Raw genomic sequence first — 16,137 nt, forward strand, 5'->3', positions numbered from 1 at the left:
ATTAAAACAATTCTCCGGTTCTATGTTTGGGTACTATATTTAAGTGTTTATATGCTTTTTCCGTGGCCTCACGTCCTCTAGAAGTTCTTTTCAAAAATCCCTCTTGAATCAAAAATGGTTCATATACCTCTTCTATTGTCTCTGCCTCCTCGCTACAAGCTGTTGCAATGGTAGAAAGACCCACAGGCCCTCCTTTAAATTTATCAATTATAGTGTGTAGAATTCTATTATCCATCTCATCTAAGCCATGCTCATCTACATCTAGTGCTCCTAAAGCAAACTTTGCGATTTCAATGTCAATTTTTCCTGAACCTTTTACTTGAGCAAAATCTCTCGTTCTTCTTAGCAGATTATTCGCTATTCTAGGAGTTCCTCTACTTCTTCTCGCTATTTCAAAAGTACCTTGAGCTGTTATTGGCGTCTCTAAAATCTGAGCAGACCTACCAACAATTACACTCAAAAGCTTAGCATCATAATATTCCAATCTCGCATTAATCCCGAATCTTGCTCTCAAAGGAGCTGTCAATAATCCAGCCCTGGTGGTAGCACCAATTAAGGTAAAAGGGTTAAGCGAAATTTGAACACTTCTTGCATTTGGACCTGAGTCCAGCATGATGTCAATTTTGTAATCTTCCATAGCTGAGTATAAATACTCTTCCACTATCGGATTCAATCTATGAATTTCATCGATAAAAAGCACATCATTTTCTTCTAGATTTGTCAATAAACCCGCCAAATCGCTTGGTTTATCTAAAACAGGACCTGAAGTTATCTTAATTGATGCGTTAAGTTCATTGGCAATAATATACGATAAAGTAGTTTTTCCTAGACCTGGGGGACCATGAAGCAACACATGATCCATTGCTTCTTCTCTCTGCTTAGCAGCAAGAACAAATATTTTCAAGTTTTCAAGCACTTTTGCTTGACCCGTAAAATCTTCAAAATTTACTGGTCTTAAAGCCCGTTCAATATCCCTATCAATAGGATTAAGCTTTTCTTGATCTCCGTCTAAATAGTCTTCCCGCATAGAATTCGTTACAGAATTAAATTTGGTAAAAATACGAATTGTGACTTAGCAAGATCTTTATTGCGGAAAGAAAAAATCTATTTTTTTTACTTGAGTACCCATACAGAACCTATTTCTTTCAAGACTCCTCTTTCTGGAAAGTCTAAAGCTTTATAGGTCAACACATAAGGATAAAGCGTTGGGGCTTGTACTTTTCCTTTAACTCTTCCATCCCATTGATTATCTAAGTTCTCTGTTTCAAAAACTAGCTCACCCCACCTGTTAAAAACTTTCAGATTAACTTCATCTAAATAGGCGTATTGAACTTTAAATTGAGGATTTTGACCCAATGGTGTAAAAGCTTCAGGGAAAAAGACTCTTGGCTCACAGCCTTCTAGTACTTCAATTTCATCACTTGTAGAACATTCGAAATTATTTTCTACCTCCAAAGTATAGACCGAAGGGGCTATTACTTCCTGAATAGAATCACTTGCATTTCCGCCTAAAGGAACACCAGTAGCAGTTCCCCAACTATAGGTGAAAGTGTCACCTCCAGTTACCGCTGCGTATAATTTTGCCTTTTTAACCGGAAAGTCTCTTGTACACACATAGGCGAAATCTGGAAGGGCAGAAACTGGAGATGGCTTTATGTAAATAGAATCTTCTAAAACCACTTGGGTACATTCTGTTTCTGTAGCTTCTAATAGCTTATCAATAACCTGTGAATCAATTATACCGCTAAGTGGCGATTTGTTGAAAACCTTTATTATTACCTTAATTCTATTCCATCCAAGTTTTGGAAAAGTATAATTGACATTTTCACCCTTCATGGTGGTTCCATCTTCAAACTCCCAAGAAATTTCATTCCGCATAGGGTCGCAAATCCCTTGAGCTTCTAAGGCTGTAGCCGAATTGAAACAGTTTCCTGAATAATTAGCAGATGCTCCGCCGCCATCTTGTTCCTGATTAGCATAAGTAACAGAAGGAAAGCCCAAGCCAACGATACCATTAACCTCAATTCCTTTATTAATATCATTATAACCTACTAAAGCGGGTCCTCCAAGCTCATCTGGTGCCTGTAAATATGCAATCTTATCACTTCCTTTAACAGCCATATACAGAAACTTCTCACCTGAACTGTTAGGGTTAATTGGTCCCAGCTGCAAAGCTCCAAATTGTTCTGTATTTGATTGATCTATAGTTAAAATGTTAGCTTGAATTATTGCTGGGTCTGTATAAAAAATGGGAATTTGGAGCAAATAAGAAGTTTCTCCGTTAGCTGGGTCTCCAGAAATAGTAGCATAAAGTAGATTACCATCTGGACTAAACGAAAGACCATAAACACTCGGTGGAGCAGAAATTCCAAGATTAATAGTTATTGGATTTGAAAAGGCTTTAGTATCTGGATCATAAGTTAGCACTTCCACCACATTGTCACCACCAATAACTCCAGACTGAGCCATTTGGGTACCTCCTTCATTAAAAACCGTATAGCCAGTTTTAGAATCCACCTCGTCTTGCAGTATTCCTATTGCTGTCTCTGTTGTTTGAATTCCTACAGAATCTACTCCAATAATTTGAATTTGATTGTTACCTAGTTCATGAGTGAAAATGTCAAAACCCGTTTCGTCTGGTTTTGGTAGAACTGTAACCTTATCTGAAATTCCTGCGGCAACAGGCACATCCCTTTCCACAATTTGCCCCATACCTTCATTATACCGAAGGTCAATAACGCTGTAAGACAAAAGTCCCGTGTCAACATCTTTAGAAAAGACATAGTATTGATGATGAGGGCACTCATTGCAGCTGCTTTTAGGAATAATAGTTAAACCTTGAGATGCGGTATTGTTTCCATTCAGGAAGCCTACTCCATTAGCATCTAAGATAGGTTCATCATTTCCATCGTAAACGTTTTTACCATCAGAATAAAAAGCTAAACTCCCAGATGGTCCATAAACCATGGCAGTAGCTACATCCGAATCAAGTGGATTTGACCTGCCAGCAGCAGGCGAAATGGTAATGCTATCTCTTTCAACATCAGCAAAAAAGTCACCCTCTGGGTCTAGGGAGTCTCTTGGTATTTCAACACCGCCATCACTTTGAAACTCTAAGGTTGCACCTTTTCCAAAAAACCATTCTTCATTTCCTCCACCACCTCCACCTTCTTCATAACAAAATTTTACATTTATTTTAGCAGTACGTGAACAACCATCTGGACTGAAAACCTCTACAGAATAACAACCAGAAGAATCAACATCAATGGTTTTGGTGGTGTCTCCACCGGGAAACCATAAATAAGAATAATTAGAAGTTCCTACGGATAATTTAAAGGGATTAAGCGTTAGAGCATCACTGTCACAAACTGTAGTATCTGCAGAAGTTACTCCATTAAATTTAGGCTGCTGTGGCAAACCGCCTACCGTAACGTTTTTCGTAACGGTTGACGTTATCCCTGTTTTAGAAATCATTGTTAAAGAAACCTGATAATCACCTGGGGTAGAATAAAAATGCTGGGGGTTTCTTGTAGTTGCTTGGGTAGGATTAGCTGGATCTCCAAAGTCCCAAACCCAGCTTTCTGAATCTAAGTCTGTATCAAAAAAATAAGTTGCATTTGGACAACCTTCTAATGCTCCACCTGCTCCTGCCGTAATATCCAATACGCAGGATTTAGGACTAACATAAAATTGCCCCCAAGACTGACCCGCACCAAAAGTGGCAAGCGTCAAAATCGACAGTTTTATTATATTTTTCCTAGTTAAGCGAAACATTTTATAAATTTCTAATCAAAAATTGCCTCAAAAATTAAACCAACGGTTTAATATTATATACGAGATTAAAGGTAAAATTGCCTTTAGAAAACGACATTTTAGCCCTTTTATTCATTTATTCCTACCAGATTTTAACATGAAAATCAAAATAAGTACTGGAAACATCAATGATTGTATTAAGATTTCTGATAACATTCCAGAATTCTCTGACAAAAAATATGACATCACAGACTACAAACAAAGGTTAGATAAGACCTTTCATTTAATACTAATAGCCTATGATAATAACGAAGCCGTAGGTTTTAAGGTTGGCTATGATAGAGATAAAAATGGAACATTCTATAGCTGGATGGGTGGAGTAATTCCTGGGTATAGGCAAAAAGGCGTGGCCAAAGCACTTGCAAAAAGACAAGAACAGCTAGTGAGCGAAGAGGGGTTTCAATTTATTTCGTTTAAAACTAGAAATTATTTAAAGGCAATGCTCATCTTCGGAATTCGCAATGGGTTCAATATTACTGGCATTGAAGAAAAGAATATCGCTTCTGAAAACAGAATCATCCTTAAAAAGGCACTTAATTGAACTGAAAAAGCCTGGAAATTTAATGTTGAAAAACATATCCTTATTTTTGCAAAAAAAATAAATTAGTATTTGATGAAGTATTCTATTGTGGCATATGGCGATCCTGTTTTAAGAAAGGAGTGTCGTGACATTGAAAAAGGTGAGCTAGATGTTAAAAAACTAGCAGAAGACATGTACGAAACTATGTACGCAGCTTCTGGAGTTGGCCTTGCAGCTCCTCAAATTGGTAAAGACATTAGAATCTTTGTGGTGGATGGTCATCAAATAAATGAGAATTTAGAAGAGGGCGAAGAGGTCAACCCATCATTAGTGAATTTCAAGAAAGTTTTTATTAACGCTGAAATTCTAGAAGAAACTGGTGAAGAATGGGCCTATGAAGAGGGCTGTCTAAGCATTCCTGATGTTAGAGCTGATATTTATAGACCAGAAACAGTAAAAATAAAATATTTTGATACTGACTGGAACGAGCATACAGAGGTATATGAAGATATGGCTGCTAGAATTATACAGCACGAATATGACCATATAGACGGTATTCTATTTACCGATTTAGTAAGTCCACTGAAAAAGCAAATGCTGAAGAAGAAGCTAAACAACATTTCAAAGGGAATAGTAAAAGCCGACTATAAAATGCGTTTCTACAAAAAGTAAAATGGAAAACGACCTACAAGTAGCGATAATTCAGCCAGATACATACTGGGAAAATCCAGAAGCAAATAGGTCGGAGTTAGAAGAAATGATTTCTTCTTTGGATGCCTCAGTGGATTTAATAGCTTTGCCCGAAATGTTTTCGACAGGCTTTAGCACAAATCCACAGAAGATAGCAGAACCAATGAATCTCACCACACATAGGTGGATGAAACAAATGGCGAAAAGGTATGATGCTGCCATATGTGGAAGCTTGGTTATAAAAGAAGGTGAAAATTTCTTCAATCGCTTACTTTTTGTCACACCTGACGGCGAAACCTCTTTCTATGATAAACGCCATCTCTTTGCTTACGGCGGAGAAGATGCTCTTTACAGTAAAGGTTCTGAGCAAGTAATAATCAATTATAAAGGCTGGAATATTTGCCCTTTGATATGTTACGACCTTCGCTTTCCTGTTTTTTCTAGAAATACTAAGCTCGTATATGACATACTGTTGTATTCTGCAAATTGGCCAGCAAAAAGAGAAAACGTTTGGGAAACGCTACTAAAAGCAAGAGCAATTGAAAATCAAGCTTATGTAATTGGTGTCAACAGGGTTGGAACTGATGAAAACAAGCTCGTATATAATGGGCATTCAGCCATCATTGACCCGAAGGGCTATGAACTTAAAAAGCTAAGTAACAAAAGCGAAATAAGTATTTCCACTTTGTCAAAAAAGAGTCTAAATGAATTTCGCGAAAAATTTCCCGCTCACCGAGATGCCGATGATTTTCAATTAAATTAAGGCTTAGCTATTAAATCTTATCAGCAATATTTCGATCGTTTGACAGGCGTGGCACTTTATTTTGTCCTCCAAGTTTTCCTATTGATTTCATATAATCTATAAAAGCATTTCTTTTCAAAACCTTTATCACAAGCGGTTTTAATATGCTTCCTACAATTAAGTCTTTATAATAGGTATTTAGCTCCACTAGTTTCTTATCTAAGTCTTTTGCGAAAGAAACCAAATCATTAGGCTCTTGCTCAAACTCAATAAGCCACTCATGGTAGGGTAAACCATCTGCAGGAGCCACCATAGGAGCTACAGTATATTCTACCAGTGAAACTTCTGGATGCCTTTCACAGGCATACTTCATGGCCTTTTCTATTTCTTCTCCAATCACATGTTCGCCAAAGGCTGAAATAAAATGCTTGATTCTTCCAGAAACAATTATTCTGTAAGGGTCAAGCGAAACGAACTTCACTGTATCTCCAATAGAATAACCCCATAAACCAGCGTTGCTGTTTATTATTAAAGCGTAGTTTTTATTAAGTTCTACTTCGCCAATACTTAATCGCGTTGGGTTTTCGTCAAAATATTCTTCCGCAGGAATAAACTCATAAAAAATACCGCTATCTAGAAGCATTAGAAGCCCTTCAGACTCAAATTTATCTTGATAGGCTATGAATCCTTCAGAAGCCGGATATAGCTCAATAGAGTCTATCTTTTTCCCAATTGATTCAAACAATTTAGCCTTGTAGGGTTCAAAGTTTACTCCTCCGTAAACAAAAAGGTCAAACTCAGGAAAGACATCTTTTATTTGCTTACCTGTTCTTGCATTAATCTTGTCAAAATACATTTGAACCCAGGGTGGAATTCCCGATATAAGACTCATCGGCTGCGTGATGGTCTCATCAATAATAGCGTCTAGTTTCTCCTCCCAGTCTTCTATACAGTTAGTTTCATAACTAGGAAGTTGGTTAGTTTTCAAATAGCCTGGAACATGATGATTTGAAATACCAGACAACCTTCCTGTATGGATACCCGCAGTTTTTGACATAACAGGGCTTCCTGAAAGAAAAATGAGCTTATGGTCTAAAAATTTAGACTTCCCCGTTTCATGTATATAATTTAGTAAAGCGTTTTTGGCAGAGCCAATATGGTTATGAATAGAATCAGTAGTAATGGGAATATATTTGATTCCTGAGGTTGTTCCAGATGTTTTTGCGAAGTAAAGTGGCTTTCCTTTCCAAAGCACATCACTTTCACCTGCAATAATTTTCTCTACATAAGGTTTTAAGCCCTCATAGTCGTTTACAGGAACCGCCTGCTTAAAATCCATGTACGATTCTATTTCAGTAAACTTGTGGTCTTTCCCAAAAACAGTATTCGACGCACTTTTTACGATATTTTTTCGCCATTTCTCTTGAACAGCTTCAGCATTTGACTTCCACTTTTCCTGTCTATTAGCCGTAAAGGCCGCCAGTGGCTTACTTAAACTAGATTTTATTCCCATTGATACAAAACTATACAGAAAAGCTAAAAATGATTTCTATTTACCCTTAAAACCAAAAAAAAATCCCATGAAATTAATCATGGGATTCTTCTATATAAACATTTCTGATTAAGCTTCTAAAACAGCTTCAGCCAAGACCAGAATCTTATTATTTACTATTTCAATAACTCCACCGTCTACTATCAAAGAGCTTTTTGAGCCTCCTTGTTCGTACGTCAAATTACCTTTAGCCAAAGTACTAACTAAGGGAGCATGATCATTCAAAACTTGAAACTCTCCATTCTTTCCTGGCAAGGTCACTACTGACACTTCGCCTTCAAAAACGTTTTTATCTGGTGTTATTATTTCTAAAATCATAATCTATTCAATTAATTGATTTGAAAAGAATTATTGAGCGTTTGCTTCTGCCAACAATTTCTCTCCTTTTACTACAGCGTCTTCGATAGTACCTACTAAGTTAAACGCAGCTTCAGGAAGGTGATCATAAAGACCATCCATGATTTCATTAAAGCCTTTGATAGTATCATTAATGTCAACCAATACTCCTTGAAGACCAGTAAACTGCTCCGCAACAAAGAAAGGCTGAGATAAAAAACGCTGAACTCTACGAGCTCTTGTTACTATCAATTTATCTTCTTCAGAAAGTTCTTCCAAACCAAGAATTGCGATAATATCTTGAAGCTCTTTGTAACGTTGAAGTGTATTTTTTACTCGCTGAGCACAGTCATAATGAGCATCACCTAAAACTTCAGCAGAAAGAATTCTTGAAGATGAATCCAATGGATCCACCGCTGGATAAATTCCAAGCTCAGAAATCTTACGATTCAATACTGTAGTAGCATCCAAGTGAGCAAATGTAGTTGCAGGTGCTGGGTCAGTTAAATCATCAGCTGGTACGTATACCGCCTGAACCGAAGTAATAGAACCTCTTTTTGTAGAAGCAATACGCTCCTGCATCACACCCATTTCTGTTGCAAGTGTTGGCTGGTAACCTACCGCTGATGGCATACGACCTAAAAGAGCCGACACCTCAGAACCCGCTTGGGTAAAACGGAAAATATTATCAATAAAGAAAAGTATATCACGGCCTTTACCTTCGCCATCTCCATCACGGAAATGCTCTGCAACTGTAAGACCTGATAAGGCTACTCTTGCACGAGCCCCTGGAGGTTCGTTCATTTGTCCGAAAATAAATGTTGCTTGAGAATCTTTCAAAGCTTCTTTATCCACTTTGCTCAAGTCCCATCCACCTGCTTCCATAGACTCTTTAAAAGCGTCACCGTATTTTACAATACCAGACTCAATCATCTCACGAAGCAAATCATTTCCTTCACGAGTACGCTCGCCTACTCCAGCAAATACAGATAAACCTTCGTATGCTTTCGCAATATTATTAATTAGCTCTTGAATCAATACTGTTTTACCAACACCAGCACCACCAAATAAACCAATTTTACCACCTTTTACATAAGGAGCTAAAAGGTCAATAACCTTAATACCTGTAAAAAGTACTTCGGTAGTGGTAGCTAAGTCTTCAAACTTAGGAGCCGAACGGTGTATAGAAAGACCTGGAGTATTTACTTCTCCTAAACCATCAATTGCTTCTCCAACAACGTTGAAAAGACGACCTTTAATTTCTTCACCCGTAGGCATCATGATTGGCGAACCCAAGTGTGTTACATCCATTCCTCTTTGAAGACCGTCAGTAGAGTCCATCGCAATAGCTCTAATTCTATCTTCTCCAAGGTGTTGTTGACACTCTAAGATTACTTTTTGACCATTTGGTTTAATAACAGACAATGCGTCGAGTATTGCAGGGATTTGAGAGTCTTTGCCCTCAAAGCTTACATCAACTACAGGTCCAATTATTTGTGAAATTTTACCGATATTCGCCATATCAAGATATATTTTGTTCGTCTATGTTGAGTTTTGGAATGCAAAATTAAAAACTCCGACAGTGAAAACAAACTTCTCCCTCTTTGTTTTTTGCATTTTTTGAAGAGAATCCACATATTTTTCCATAAATAATAGGAGGATATGGTGAATTAGAAGCCTAATGTAAGCTTTAGAACAGTGCCTTACCCTTTTTCCATTCCCAATAAAATGCGAAAAAAACTAAGCTATATTCTAAAAAGAGAAGCCATAGGTTTTCTTTCACTGGGCTAAACGAATAAGCAAAATACGAAAGACCAACCGTATAAGTCCAGACTACGGGGAAGCGAAAGTGTGTAAAAAGAGAAATTCCAAAAAGTGTAATTATGTACCACGGATGTACGGTAGTAGTGCAGCTTACGTATATAAGTAAGATTAAAAGCGAAGCTTTTACAAACGTAAAGGAAGAAAAAGACACCTTTAGTATAAGAGAAAAACTCATAAGTGCCAGAAAAGGCCCAAAGTAATAGATAAGATTATAACCCGTAAACCACTCGCCTAACTCTCTTAACAGAAAATAAAGACTGGCGTTAAACTCAAACTTGTGAAAATATAAATCCAGTGAGTTTAAGATGTTGGACAAGAGTTCTGTTTGAAAAAACGGTATGAAGAGTAAAATATTTGTCGCTATGGTAACTCCAACAAAAAATAACCCTTCCTTAAATCCCAATTTCTTCCAAAGAAGCGGCAGAAAAATAAGTGGTAAGAGCTTCACCGAAACAGAAAAAGCGAAAATAATTGCGGATAAATAAGCCTTATTAAATCTCAGATAAGTATAATATGCCGCTAACAAAAACATTAGCATAAGTCCCTCAAAGTGCAGACTACCAATGGTTTCAATAATCAAAAAAGGATTTAAAGCGTAAATAGTCAACACTTTAATTGTTCTAGAGTTTGAATAGCAGAGCTCCTTACAAATACCCATTATGAAATAAAAATTACCTAAGAAGGCTCCTATTAAAATAAAGCGAAAAGAAACTATGCTTCCTTGGATGGTTCCTCCTCCCATAAAAGCACCTAGCTGAAAAAAATACTGCTTCAGCGGTGGATATAAACTATAATAATTTGGAGAGTTCAGTTTTCCAAAAAGTCCATCTATTGTACCAAACTCAACAGCCGATGGTAAATACAAATAAGGGTTGAAACCTTTAATGCCTAAAACACCGTCCCATATAAATCGGTAAATATCATCCGAAAGTATTGGAACAAAACCTATAAAGACAAATCTGAAAAGTAAAGCAATTATTAAAAGGTGCCAGACTTTAAGCTTCGTTTTTATTATACTATAAAAGTAAAGTGCGAACAAGAAAGACAGGGCAACAAAGTAGACAAAGAAGTCTTCCCGCTCTTGATGAACAAAAACGAGAACAGCATAAAGCAAAAAAGAAATTATCAGGACAACATATCGCATAAAAAAAACCGCCATTAATAAATGACGGTAATTTAGGGTTAAATAGGTATAGTTAAATTACTTTCTAGCCAATTTGGCCTCAATGGTCTGTTGTGTATGAGGTACAGCCCTCAGCCTTTCCGCTGGAATAAGCTTACCCGTATCTTTACAGATTCCATAAGTTCCGTTCTTAATTCTTATTAAGGCAGCCTCTAGTTGGGAAGCAAATTTTTTCAATCGACCAGAAGATTGACTAAGTCGCTCTTTCTCTCTCATGTCTGCACCATCTTCCAAAGTCTTACTCCCTACCGCAGTATTATCTGTTCCGTTATCGTCCTTTCTACTTAGTGTTCTACTAATAAATTCAATCTCATTATTAGTGGCGTCTAATTTTCTGTGGATTATAGCTTCAAACTCTGCTAATTCACTTTCCGTATAGTATGTTTTTTCTACTGTAGCTGACATAATTAACTCTATTTCTTTTAAGTAAGAATACAGGCTTTGCCGTTATCGCCGCAAATATATGTTTTTATGCAACTTATATCAATGCCATTTAAAAGAAAGTTTCAAAACATAACATTTATATTAAATGGATAAGCGTCCTATTTCTGCCATAAAAAAACGATAAAGCAAAAAAAAGCACAACATTATATTAATTGTTGTGCTTTTTACAAACTTTCATACTGCTAAGAAAAACATTCTTAAAAGTATAAATAATATGGTAATTCTAAGCAGACAAAGGCCTCACAAGCTTAAAATCTCCCTTTTAATTTGATTTTGAAACCACCTCTACGTCGAAAGCAAGGGTAGTTTTACCAGGAATAGAACCCGTACCAAGCTCTCCGTATCCTAAACTCCATGGAATAATAAGTGTAGCCTTCTCGCCCACTCTCATATTAAGAAGTCCATCCTCAAAACCAGCAATAACAGAACCTGAGCCCAACGTAACATCAAACTCCCCTTCGTCAAATGTTGTTTTATTTAAGAAATAACCTTTGTACTTCACTCTAATCTCGTCCCCCGCTACTAAGTCTCCCTCTGCTGGCCTGTCGGCATTTCTAATAATGCTTACACCTTTATCCGTAACATCTGGCGTTCCTAAATTATTCCTAGCAATAAAAAGATCGATAAAGTCCTCTTCTCCATATGACTTTATATTCTCCATTTCTAGAACGGTCACCTCCCAAGGATCCAATGCGAAGTTAGCAGGTGGGTTAGCACCATAAACTAATGGAGAAGGTAAGTAAAATACACCCTTCTCTCCTTCTCCTAAAGCACTTAAAGCAATTACAAAACCTTGAAAAACACTACCAGAAGAGCTAGCCGCAAAAAAACTAGAGTCCTCCGAAGTAACATTAATTAACTCTTTGCCGTCCAAAGTGCTTAACTTAAAAGCTATATGAAGTGTTACGTCTCCTTCAGGATAAACTGGGTCTTCCACCTCCACTAACTTCTTAAAGAAAATACCTGTAGAGGCATTCTCTTCTAGACCTAAGTTATTAGCCTCATTATAGGCTCTAATTTCTTCCCTGTTTAGATCTAAATACTTTTGATCTTCATTCTCAATAAAGTTCTTCCCACAAGAAGAAAGACCCAATGCCACTAAAACCGTAATAATTACATTTTTCATTTTCTACCTATTTCAAAAAGTTCGATGTCGAATACTAACGGAGAGAACGGTGGAATGGTTGCACCAGCACCTCTTTCTCCATAAGCCAAGTCCGAAGGAATAATGAAAGTACTCTTTTGACCTTTTTTCATAGTTTTAAGAGCTTCGTCCCAACCTTTGATAACGTATCCTAAACCTACTGGAAATGTGAAAGGGTTATTTTGGTCAAAAACATTACCGTCAAAAAACTTCCCTACGTAACTAACAGTTACGGTATCTCCCGTTGCCACCGTTGCTCCGGCACCTTCTTTTTCTGTCAAATAATAAATACCATTCTCCATCTTAACGGCATTTGGGTATTTTTCTTTCACAAATTCAGCTACAACTTCTGCTTCGCCTTCTCTTTTCTCTTCAAGAGATTTCTGAAATTCCTCAACAGATTGTACACTTTTTACTTTTACCAAAAACTTTAAATCAGAATGTTCTGGAACTCCTGGAGGAAGTGGTTGACCCATTTTTCCAAACAATGAATCTACTTTTACATAGACTGTAGCACTATCACCTTCAGAAAGTAGAAACAAAGCATTTTCAAAAGAACCTTTAAATTGACCTTTTCTAGCAGGAACCTGTACTGGCTGGCCTTCTGACCAAGTATCTCTAAAAACTGTGTCTAATTCACTTGATATCTTCATATCCAAGGTTAGCATATCGCCTTCTTGAATTTTTTTATCTCCTCCCTTTTCGTGAATCTGATACTTATCACCATCCTCGGTTTCAGTTACCTTAAATTGATTACAGGCCAAAATTGAACCTACTAATGCAGCAAATAATACACTTGATTTTAATTTCATTTTTTTCTTGTTTATGATTCCCGCCTCTTTATGAAGGCTGAGAGGTTAATTCTTCTTTATATGTTGGAAGTAATTCCAAAAACTTTTTAACTGTATCTTCTAAGCTATCATCCGATTTTCCTCCTGCAGCATTTTTATGTCCACCACCGCTAAAATGGTTTCTTGAAAACTCTGAAACAGAAAAATCATCAACAGACCTAAAAGAAATTTTAATCATGTCGTCTCTTTCTATAAATATGGCGGACATAACCGCTCCTGAAATTGATAATCCATAGTTCACCAAACCTTCGGTATCTCCTTTCTTAGAATTATAGGCAACTAATTCTTCTTTAGAAAAGTAGAAATAAGATACTCTATATTCCTTTAAAAAATTTAATTTCTCTTTGAGGGCGTAGCCCAAAAAGCGTAATCTATCAATACTGTTTTGGTCAAATAACCTTCTGTTAATAGCATTCGGGTTTATCCCTTTGTCAATCAATTCACCAGCAATCCTGTGAACCGTGATAGAAGTACTGTCAAATTTGAAAGAACCAGTATCCGTCAAAATACCTGTGTAAAGGCAAGTGGCTACATCCTTATTAATGTACTTTAATAGCCCAAGCTCTTCTATCATTAAATAAATGAGTTCGCAAGTCGCTGCCGCTTTTTCATTCCAAAAGACATAATCTGCGAAGGTTTCTGGTGCCTGATGATGGTCAATTAGCACTTTCACAGCAGAAGAAGATTTGACACTTTCTTCCATTTCTCCCACGCGACCAAGTGACGAAAAATCCAGACAAAATATAATGTCAGCCTTTTCAATTAATTCTTTGGCAATAGGCTGTGCCTTATCATCCTGAAAGTCTAAAACTTCGTTCACACCAGGCATCCATGCTATATAATCCGCATGGTCTGTAGGGCTGATGACTGTTACGTTATGATTTAATTGTTTCAAAAAGGCCCAAAGTCCTAATGAAGAGCCAAATGCATCTCCGTCGGGGTTTTGATGTGCGGTTAAAACAATGTTCTTGGGTTCCTTTAGAAGAACCAAAAAATCATCCTTTTGCTTTTGACTGTCAGTAAAGTATTGATGCATTTTCTAAATTTGGCTGCAAAGGTACAAAGCATATTTGGAATGGTTTCCGAATTATCAGGCATTGTATTTCTAAAAACCTTAATTTTGTTTCAAACAGAGTTAACACTTATCAATATGAGCAATAAGACATTCACAATGGTTAAGCCACATGCCGTGGCCGACAATAATATAGGAGGTATCATCCAAATGATTGAAGCTGCAGGTTTCAGAATTGTTGCGATGAAAAAAGTACTATTGACTTCAGAAAATGCAGGTAAATTTTATGAAGTTCATAAAGAAAGACCTTTCTATGCTGAGCTTTGTGAAACGATGTCTGCAGGACCAATCATTCCAATGATTCTTGAAAAGGAAAATGCTGTAGCAGATTTTAGAGCTTTAATTGGTTCAACTGACCCTGCTGAAGCTGCAGAAGGAACTATCAGAAAGAAATACGCAAAGTCTAAAGGCGAAAATGCTGTTCATGGCTCAGATTCTGATGAAAACGCTCAAATAGAGTCTTCTTTCTTCTTTTCTGAAATAGAGCAATTTTAAGCATGGGAAGAATTTTGGCAATTGACTACGGTGGAAAAAGAACCGGATTAGCCGTTACCGACCCACTTCAAATAATTGCCACTGCTTTAGAAACCGTTCCTAGCTCGGAACTAATTGCATACTTAAAAAAGTATGTCAATGCCGAGCAGGTAGACGCCTTTGTTATTGGCGAACCAAAAAACCTAGACGGCTCCGACACAGACGCCAGCTCTTTGGTTAAGAACTTCTTGGTTAAACTAAAAGTAGAATTCCCACAAATCCCTGTGCATCTAATTGACGAGAGGTTTACTTCAAAAATGGCAGTTCAATCAATGATTGCCAGTGGTACCAGCAAAAAAGATAGGCGAGTAAAGGGAAACATTGACAAGATTTCCGCCACGATTATCTTACAAGACTTTATGAGTAGACAGCACTAAGTCCGCCTTTTAGGTTTATCAAGTTTGTGAATCCATATTCCTCTTGAAGTAACTTTATTGCTCTTAAACTTCGCGGCCCACTTTGGCAATGAACCAAAACTTTTCCCTCTCGTTTTATTTGAGATACATACTCTTCTAATTCTGACAGTGGCATCAGTTCTCCACCCAAATTATCCGCTTCATACTCGTTTCCTTCACGTACATCAATAAGCTGAACTATTTCACTTTTTTGATTTTCATAATCAGAAAAAGACATACTGTTTATCAACTCATTATTAAGCCCGCAAAATTTTTCATAATCAATCAACTCTGCAATGGGCCTCGCATCTTGAATTCTTAGAATTTTTACTTTTCGAAAATTCATGCTTAATGCGTCAACCAATAAAAGCTTACCGCTCAACACCTCTCCCATTCCTGTCAAAATTTTGACAACCTCTGTAGCCTGCAAAGTGCCTATTATTCCTGCCATCATTCCTAAAACTCCTGCGGTAGCACAATTCGGTGCCATGTCTTCCGATGGCGGATTTGGAAATAAATCTCTATAATTTACACCTCCATCATAATTAAAAACAGAAACTTGTCCTTCAAACCTATAAATGGCACCATAAACGAGCGGTTTATTTCTCAAAACACATGAATCGTTTACCAAGTAACGGGTAGGAAAGTTATCTGAGCCATCCACCACTACGTCATACTTCTCCACAATTGACAATGCATTTTTTGAGGATAAACGCGTGTTATATTTCTCAATTATGACATTTCTATTAAAACCTTTAAGCCTCTTAGATGCTTCTTCGATTTTCTCTAAACCTACAGCATCTTCATTATAAAGGATTTGTCGCTGCAGATTCGACGTATCTATTTTGTCATCTTCTACTAGACCTATTCTCCCAATACCCGCAGCCGCCAAATACATCAAAACAGGACTACCCAAACCACCACAGCCAATCACCAAGACAGAACTTTCTTTCAGCTTTTGCTGACCTTCTATGCCAAACCCTGGAATTAGAATTTGTCTGCTATATCTTTGAATTTCACTGACGTCTAGTTTCATT

General features: G+C 37.1%; 16 protein-coding genes. 5 read left to right on the forward strand and 11 right to left on the reverse strand.

Annotated features, from left to right (window positions below):
- Position 1: 1 nt before the first annotated feature.
- Both ruvB and AC0L6O_RS00850 read right to left on the reverse strand, forming a co-directional pair.
- Positions 2 to 1,027 (reverse strand): Holliday junction branch migration DNA helicase RuvB, encoded by a 1,026-nt coding sequence (ruvB, locus tag AC0L6O_RS00845; RefSeq protein WP_473305595.1) that lies wholly within the window; start codon positions 1,025 to 1,027, stop codon positions 2 to 4.
- A gap of 86 nt (positions 1,028 to 1,113) precedes the next feature.
- Complete coding sequence (locus AC0L6O_RS00850) at positions 1,114 to 3,774, reverse strand: PKD domain-containing protein (RefSeq protein WP_473305597.1); 2,661 nt, start codon at positions 3,772 to 3,774, stop codon at positions 1,114 to 1,116.
- Positions 3,775 to 3,910: 136 nt separating this feature from the next.
- On the opposite strand from AC0L6O_RS00850, the gene AC0L6O_RS00855 reads away from it, so the two are divergent.
- The 3 genes from AC0L6O_RS00855 (at position 3,911) to AC0L6O_RS00865 (ending at position 5,786) form a co-directional block, all read left to right on the forward strand.
- Entirely contained in the window at positions 3,911 to 4,354 is a 444-nt protein-coding gene (locus AC0L6O_RS00855) for a GNAT family N-acetyltransferase (protein ID WP_473305598.1), read from the forward strand.
- Between the two features lie 72 nt (positions 4,355 to 4,426).
- Complete coding sequence (def, locus tag AC0L6O_RS00860; RefSeq protein ID WP_473305599.1) at positions 4,427 to 5,005, forward strand: peptide deformylase; 579 nt, start codon at positions 4,427 to 4,429, stop codon at positions 5,003 to 5,005.
- A gap of 1 nt (position 5,006) precedes the next feature.
- Entirely contained in the window at positions 5,007 to 5,786 is a 780-nt protein-coding gene (locus tag AC0L6O_RS00865; protein WP_473305601.1) for an amidohydrolase, read from the forward strand.
- A gap of 10 nt (positions 5,787 to 5,796) precedes the next feature.
- Here the strand turns inward: AC0L6O_RS00865 and AC0L6O_RS00870 are convergent, their stop codons facing one another.
- The 8 genes from AC0L6O_RS00870 to AC0L6O_RS00905 all read right to left on the reverse strand — a co-directional run bounded on the left by AC0L6O_RS00870 (position 5,797) and on the right by AC0L6O_RS00905 (position 14,135).
- On the reverse strand, positions 5,797 to 7,278 hold the full coding sequence (locus AC0L6O_RS00870; RefSeq protein WP_473305602.1) for a GH3 auxin-responsive promoter family protein: 1,482 nt from the start codon (positions 7,276 to 7,278) through the stop codon (positions 5,797 to 5,799).
- 108 nt (positions 7,279 to 7,386) lie between these two features.
- Positions 7,387 to 7,635 (reverse strand): ATP synthase F1 subunit epsilon, encoded by a 249-nt coding sequence (gene atpC / locus AC0L6O_RS00875; protein ID WP_473305603.1) that lies wholly within the window; start codon positions 7,633 to 7,635, stop codon positions 7,387 to 7,389.
- A 30-nt stretch (positions 7,636 to 7,665) separates the two neighbouring features.
- On the reverse strand, positions 7,666 to 9,174 hold the full coding sequence (atpD, locus tag AC0L6O_RS00880) for a F0F1 ATP synthase subunit beta (protein ID WP_473305605.1): 1,509 nt from the start codon (positions 9,172 to 9,174) through the stop codon (positions 7,666 to 7,668).
- A gap of 169 nt (positions 9,175 to 9,343) precedes the next feature.
- Entirely contained in the window at positions 9,344 to 10,636 is a 1,293-nt protein-coding gene (locus AC0L6O_RS00885; protein ID WP_473305606.1) for an MptA/MptB family glycosyltransferase, read from the reverse strand.
- 42 nt (positions 10,637 to 10,678) lie between these two features.
- The gene (locus tag AC0L6O_RS00890) at positions 10,679 to 11,065 is read right to left on the reverse strand and encodes a TraR/DksA family transcriptional regulator (protein WP_473305607.1); all 387 of its coding nucleotides are present in this window, start codon (positions 11,063 to 11,065) and stop codon (positions 10,679 to 10,681) included.
- Positions 11,066 to 11,366: 301 nt separating this feature from the next.
- Positions 11,367 to 12,230 (reverse strand): FKBP-type peptidyl-prolyl cis-trans isomerase, encoded by an 864-nt coding sequence (locus AC0L6O_RS00895; RefSeq protein ID WP_473305608.1) that lies wholly within the window; start codon positions 12,228 to 12,230, stop codon positions 11,367 to 11,369.
- Positions 12,227 to 13,060 (reverse strand): FKBP-type peptidyl-prolyl cis-trans isomerase, encoded by an 834-nt coding sequence (locus AC0L6O_RS00900; protein ID WP_473305610.1) that lies wholly within the window; start codon positions 13,058 to 13,060, stop codon positions 12,227 to 12,229. The genes AC0L6O_RS00895 and AC0L6O_RS00900 overlap by 4 nt, the downstream gene beginning before the upstream one ends.
- Before the next feature lie 28 nt (positions 13,061 to 13,088).
- Positions 13,089 to 14,135, reverse strand: coding sequence for a DHH family phosphoesterase (locus AC0L6O_RS00905; protein ID WP_473305611.1), 1,047 nt, complete (start codon positions 14,133 to 14,135; stop codon positions 13,089 to 13,091).
- 114 nt (positions 14,136 to 14,249) lie between these two features.
- Between AC0L6O_RS00905 and AC0L6O_RS00910 the strand changes: the two genes are divergently transcribed.
- On the forward strand, positions 14,250 to 14,666 hold the full coding sequence (locus AC0L6O_RS00910) for a nucleoside-diphosphate kinase (RefSeq protein ID WP_473308488.1): 417 nt from the start codon (positions 14,250 to 14,252) through the stop codon (positions 14,664 to 14,666).
- A 2-nt stretch (positions 14,667 to 14,668) separates the two neighbouring features.
- Entirely contained in the window at positions 14,669 to 15,082 is a 414-nt protein-coding gene (gene ruvX, locus AC0L6O_RS00915) for a Holliday junction resolvase RuvX (protein WP_473305613.1), read from the forward strand.
- Here ruvX and moeB read toward each other — a convergent pair.
- Positions 15,063 to 16,136 (reverse strand): molybdopterin-synthase adenylyltransferase MoeB, encoded by a 1,074-nt coding sequence (gene moeB / locus AC0L6O_RS00920; RefSeq protein ID WP_473305615.1) that lies wholly within the window; start codon positions 16,134 to 16,136, stop codon positions 15,063 to 15,065. The genes ruvX and moeB overlap by 20 nt on opposite strands.
- Position 16,137: the final 1 nt, after the last annotated feature.

The organism is Arcticibacterium sp. GJ41-1, from assembly GCF_055808875.1.

Coding starts and splice junctions, on each gene's coding strand:
- AC0L6O_RS00850 (WP_473305597.1), bottom strand. CDS start 3,774: ATGTTTCGCTTAACTAGGAAAAATATAATAAAACTGTCGATTTTGACG.
- moeB (WP_473305615.1), bottom strand. CDS start 16,136: ATGAAACTAGACGTCAGTGAAATTCAAAGATATAGCAGACAAATTCTA.
- def (WP_473305599.1), top strand. CDS start 4,427: ATGAAGTATTCTATTGTGGCATATGGCGATCCTGTTTTAAGAAAGGAG.
- AC0L6O_RS00885 (WP_473305606.1), bottom strand. CDS start 10,636: ATGGCGGTTTTTTTTATGCGATATGTTGTCCTGATAATTTCTTTTTTG.
- ruvX (WP_473305613.1), top strand. CDS start 14,669: ATGGGAAGAATTTTGGCAATTGACTACGGTGGAAAAAGAACCGGATTA.
- atpC (WP_473305603.1), bottom strand. CDS start 7,635: ATGATTTTAGAAATAATAACACCAGATAAAAACGTTTTTGAAGGCGAA.
- AC0L6O_RS00900 (WP_473305610.1), bottom strand. CDS start 13,060: ATGAAATTAAAATCAAGTGTATTATTTGCTGCATTAGTAGGTTCAATT.
- AC0L6O_RS00910 (WP_473308488.1), top strand. CDS start 14,250: ATGAGCAATAAGACATTCACAATGGTTAAGCCACATGCCGTGGCCGAC.
- AC0L6O_RS00890 (WP_473305607.1), bottom strand. CDS start 11,065: ATGTCAGCTACAGTAGAAAAAACATACTATACGGAAAGTGAATTAGCA.
- AC0L6O_RS00870 (WP_473305602.1), bottom strand. CDS start 7,278: ATGGGAATAAAATCTAGTTTAAGTAAGCCACTGGCGGCCTTTACGGCT.
- AC0L6O_RS00855 (WP_473305598.1), top strand. CDS start 3,911: ATGAAAATCAAAATAAGTACTGGAAACATCAATGATTGTATTAAGATT.
- ruvB (WP_473305595.1), bottom strand. CDS start 1,027: ATGCGGGAAGACTATTTAGACGGAGATCAAGAAAAGCTTAATCCTATT.
- AC0L6O_RS00865 (WP_473305601.1), top strand. CDS start 5,007: ATGGAAAACGACCTACAAGTAGCGATAATTCAGCCAGATACATACTGG.
- AC0L6O_RS00895 (WP_473305608.1), bottom strand. CDS start 12,230: ATGAAAAATGTAATTATTACGGTTTTAGTGGCATTGGGTCTTTCTTCT.
- AC0L6O_RS00905 (WP_473305611.1), bottom strand. CDS start 14,135: ATGCATCAATACTTTACTGACAGTCAAAAGCAAAAGGATGATTTTTTG.
- atpD (WP_473305605.1), bottom strand. CDS start 9,174: ATGGCGAATATCGGTAAAATTTCACAAATAATTGGACCTGTAGTTGAT.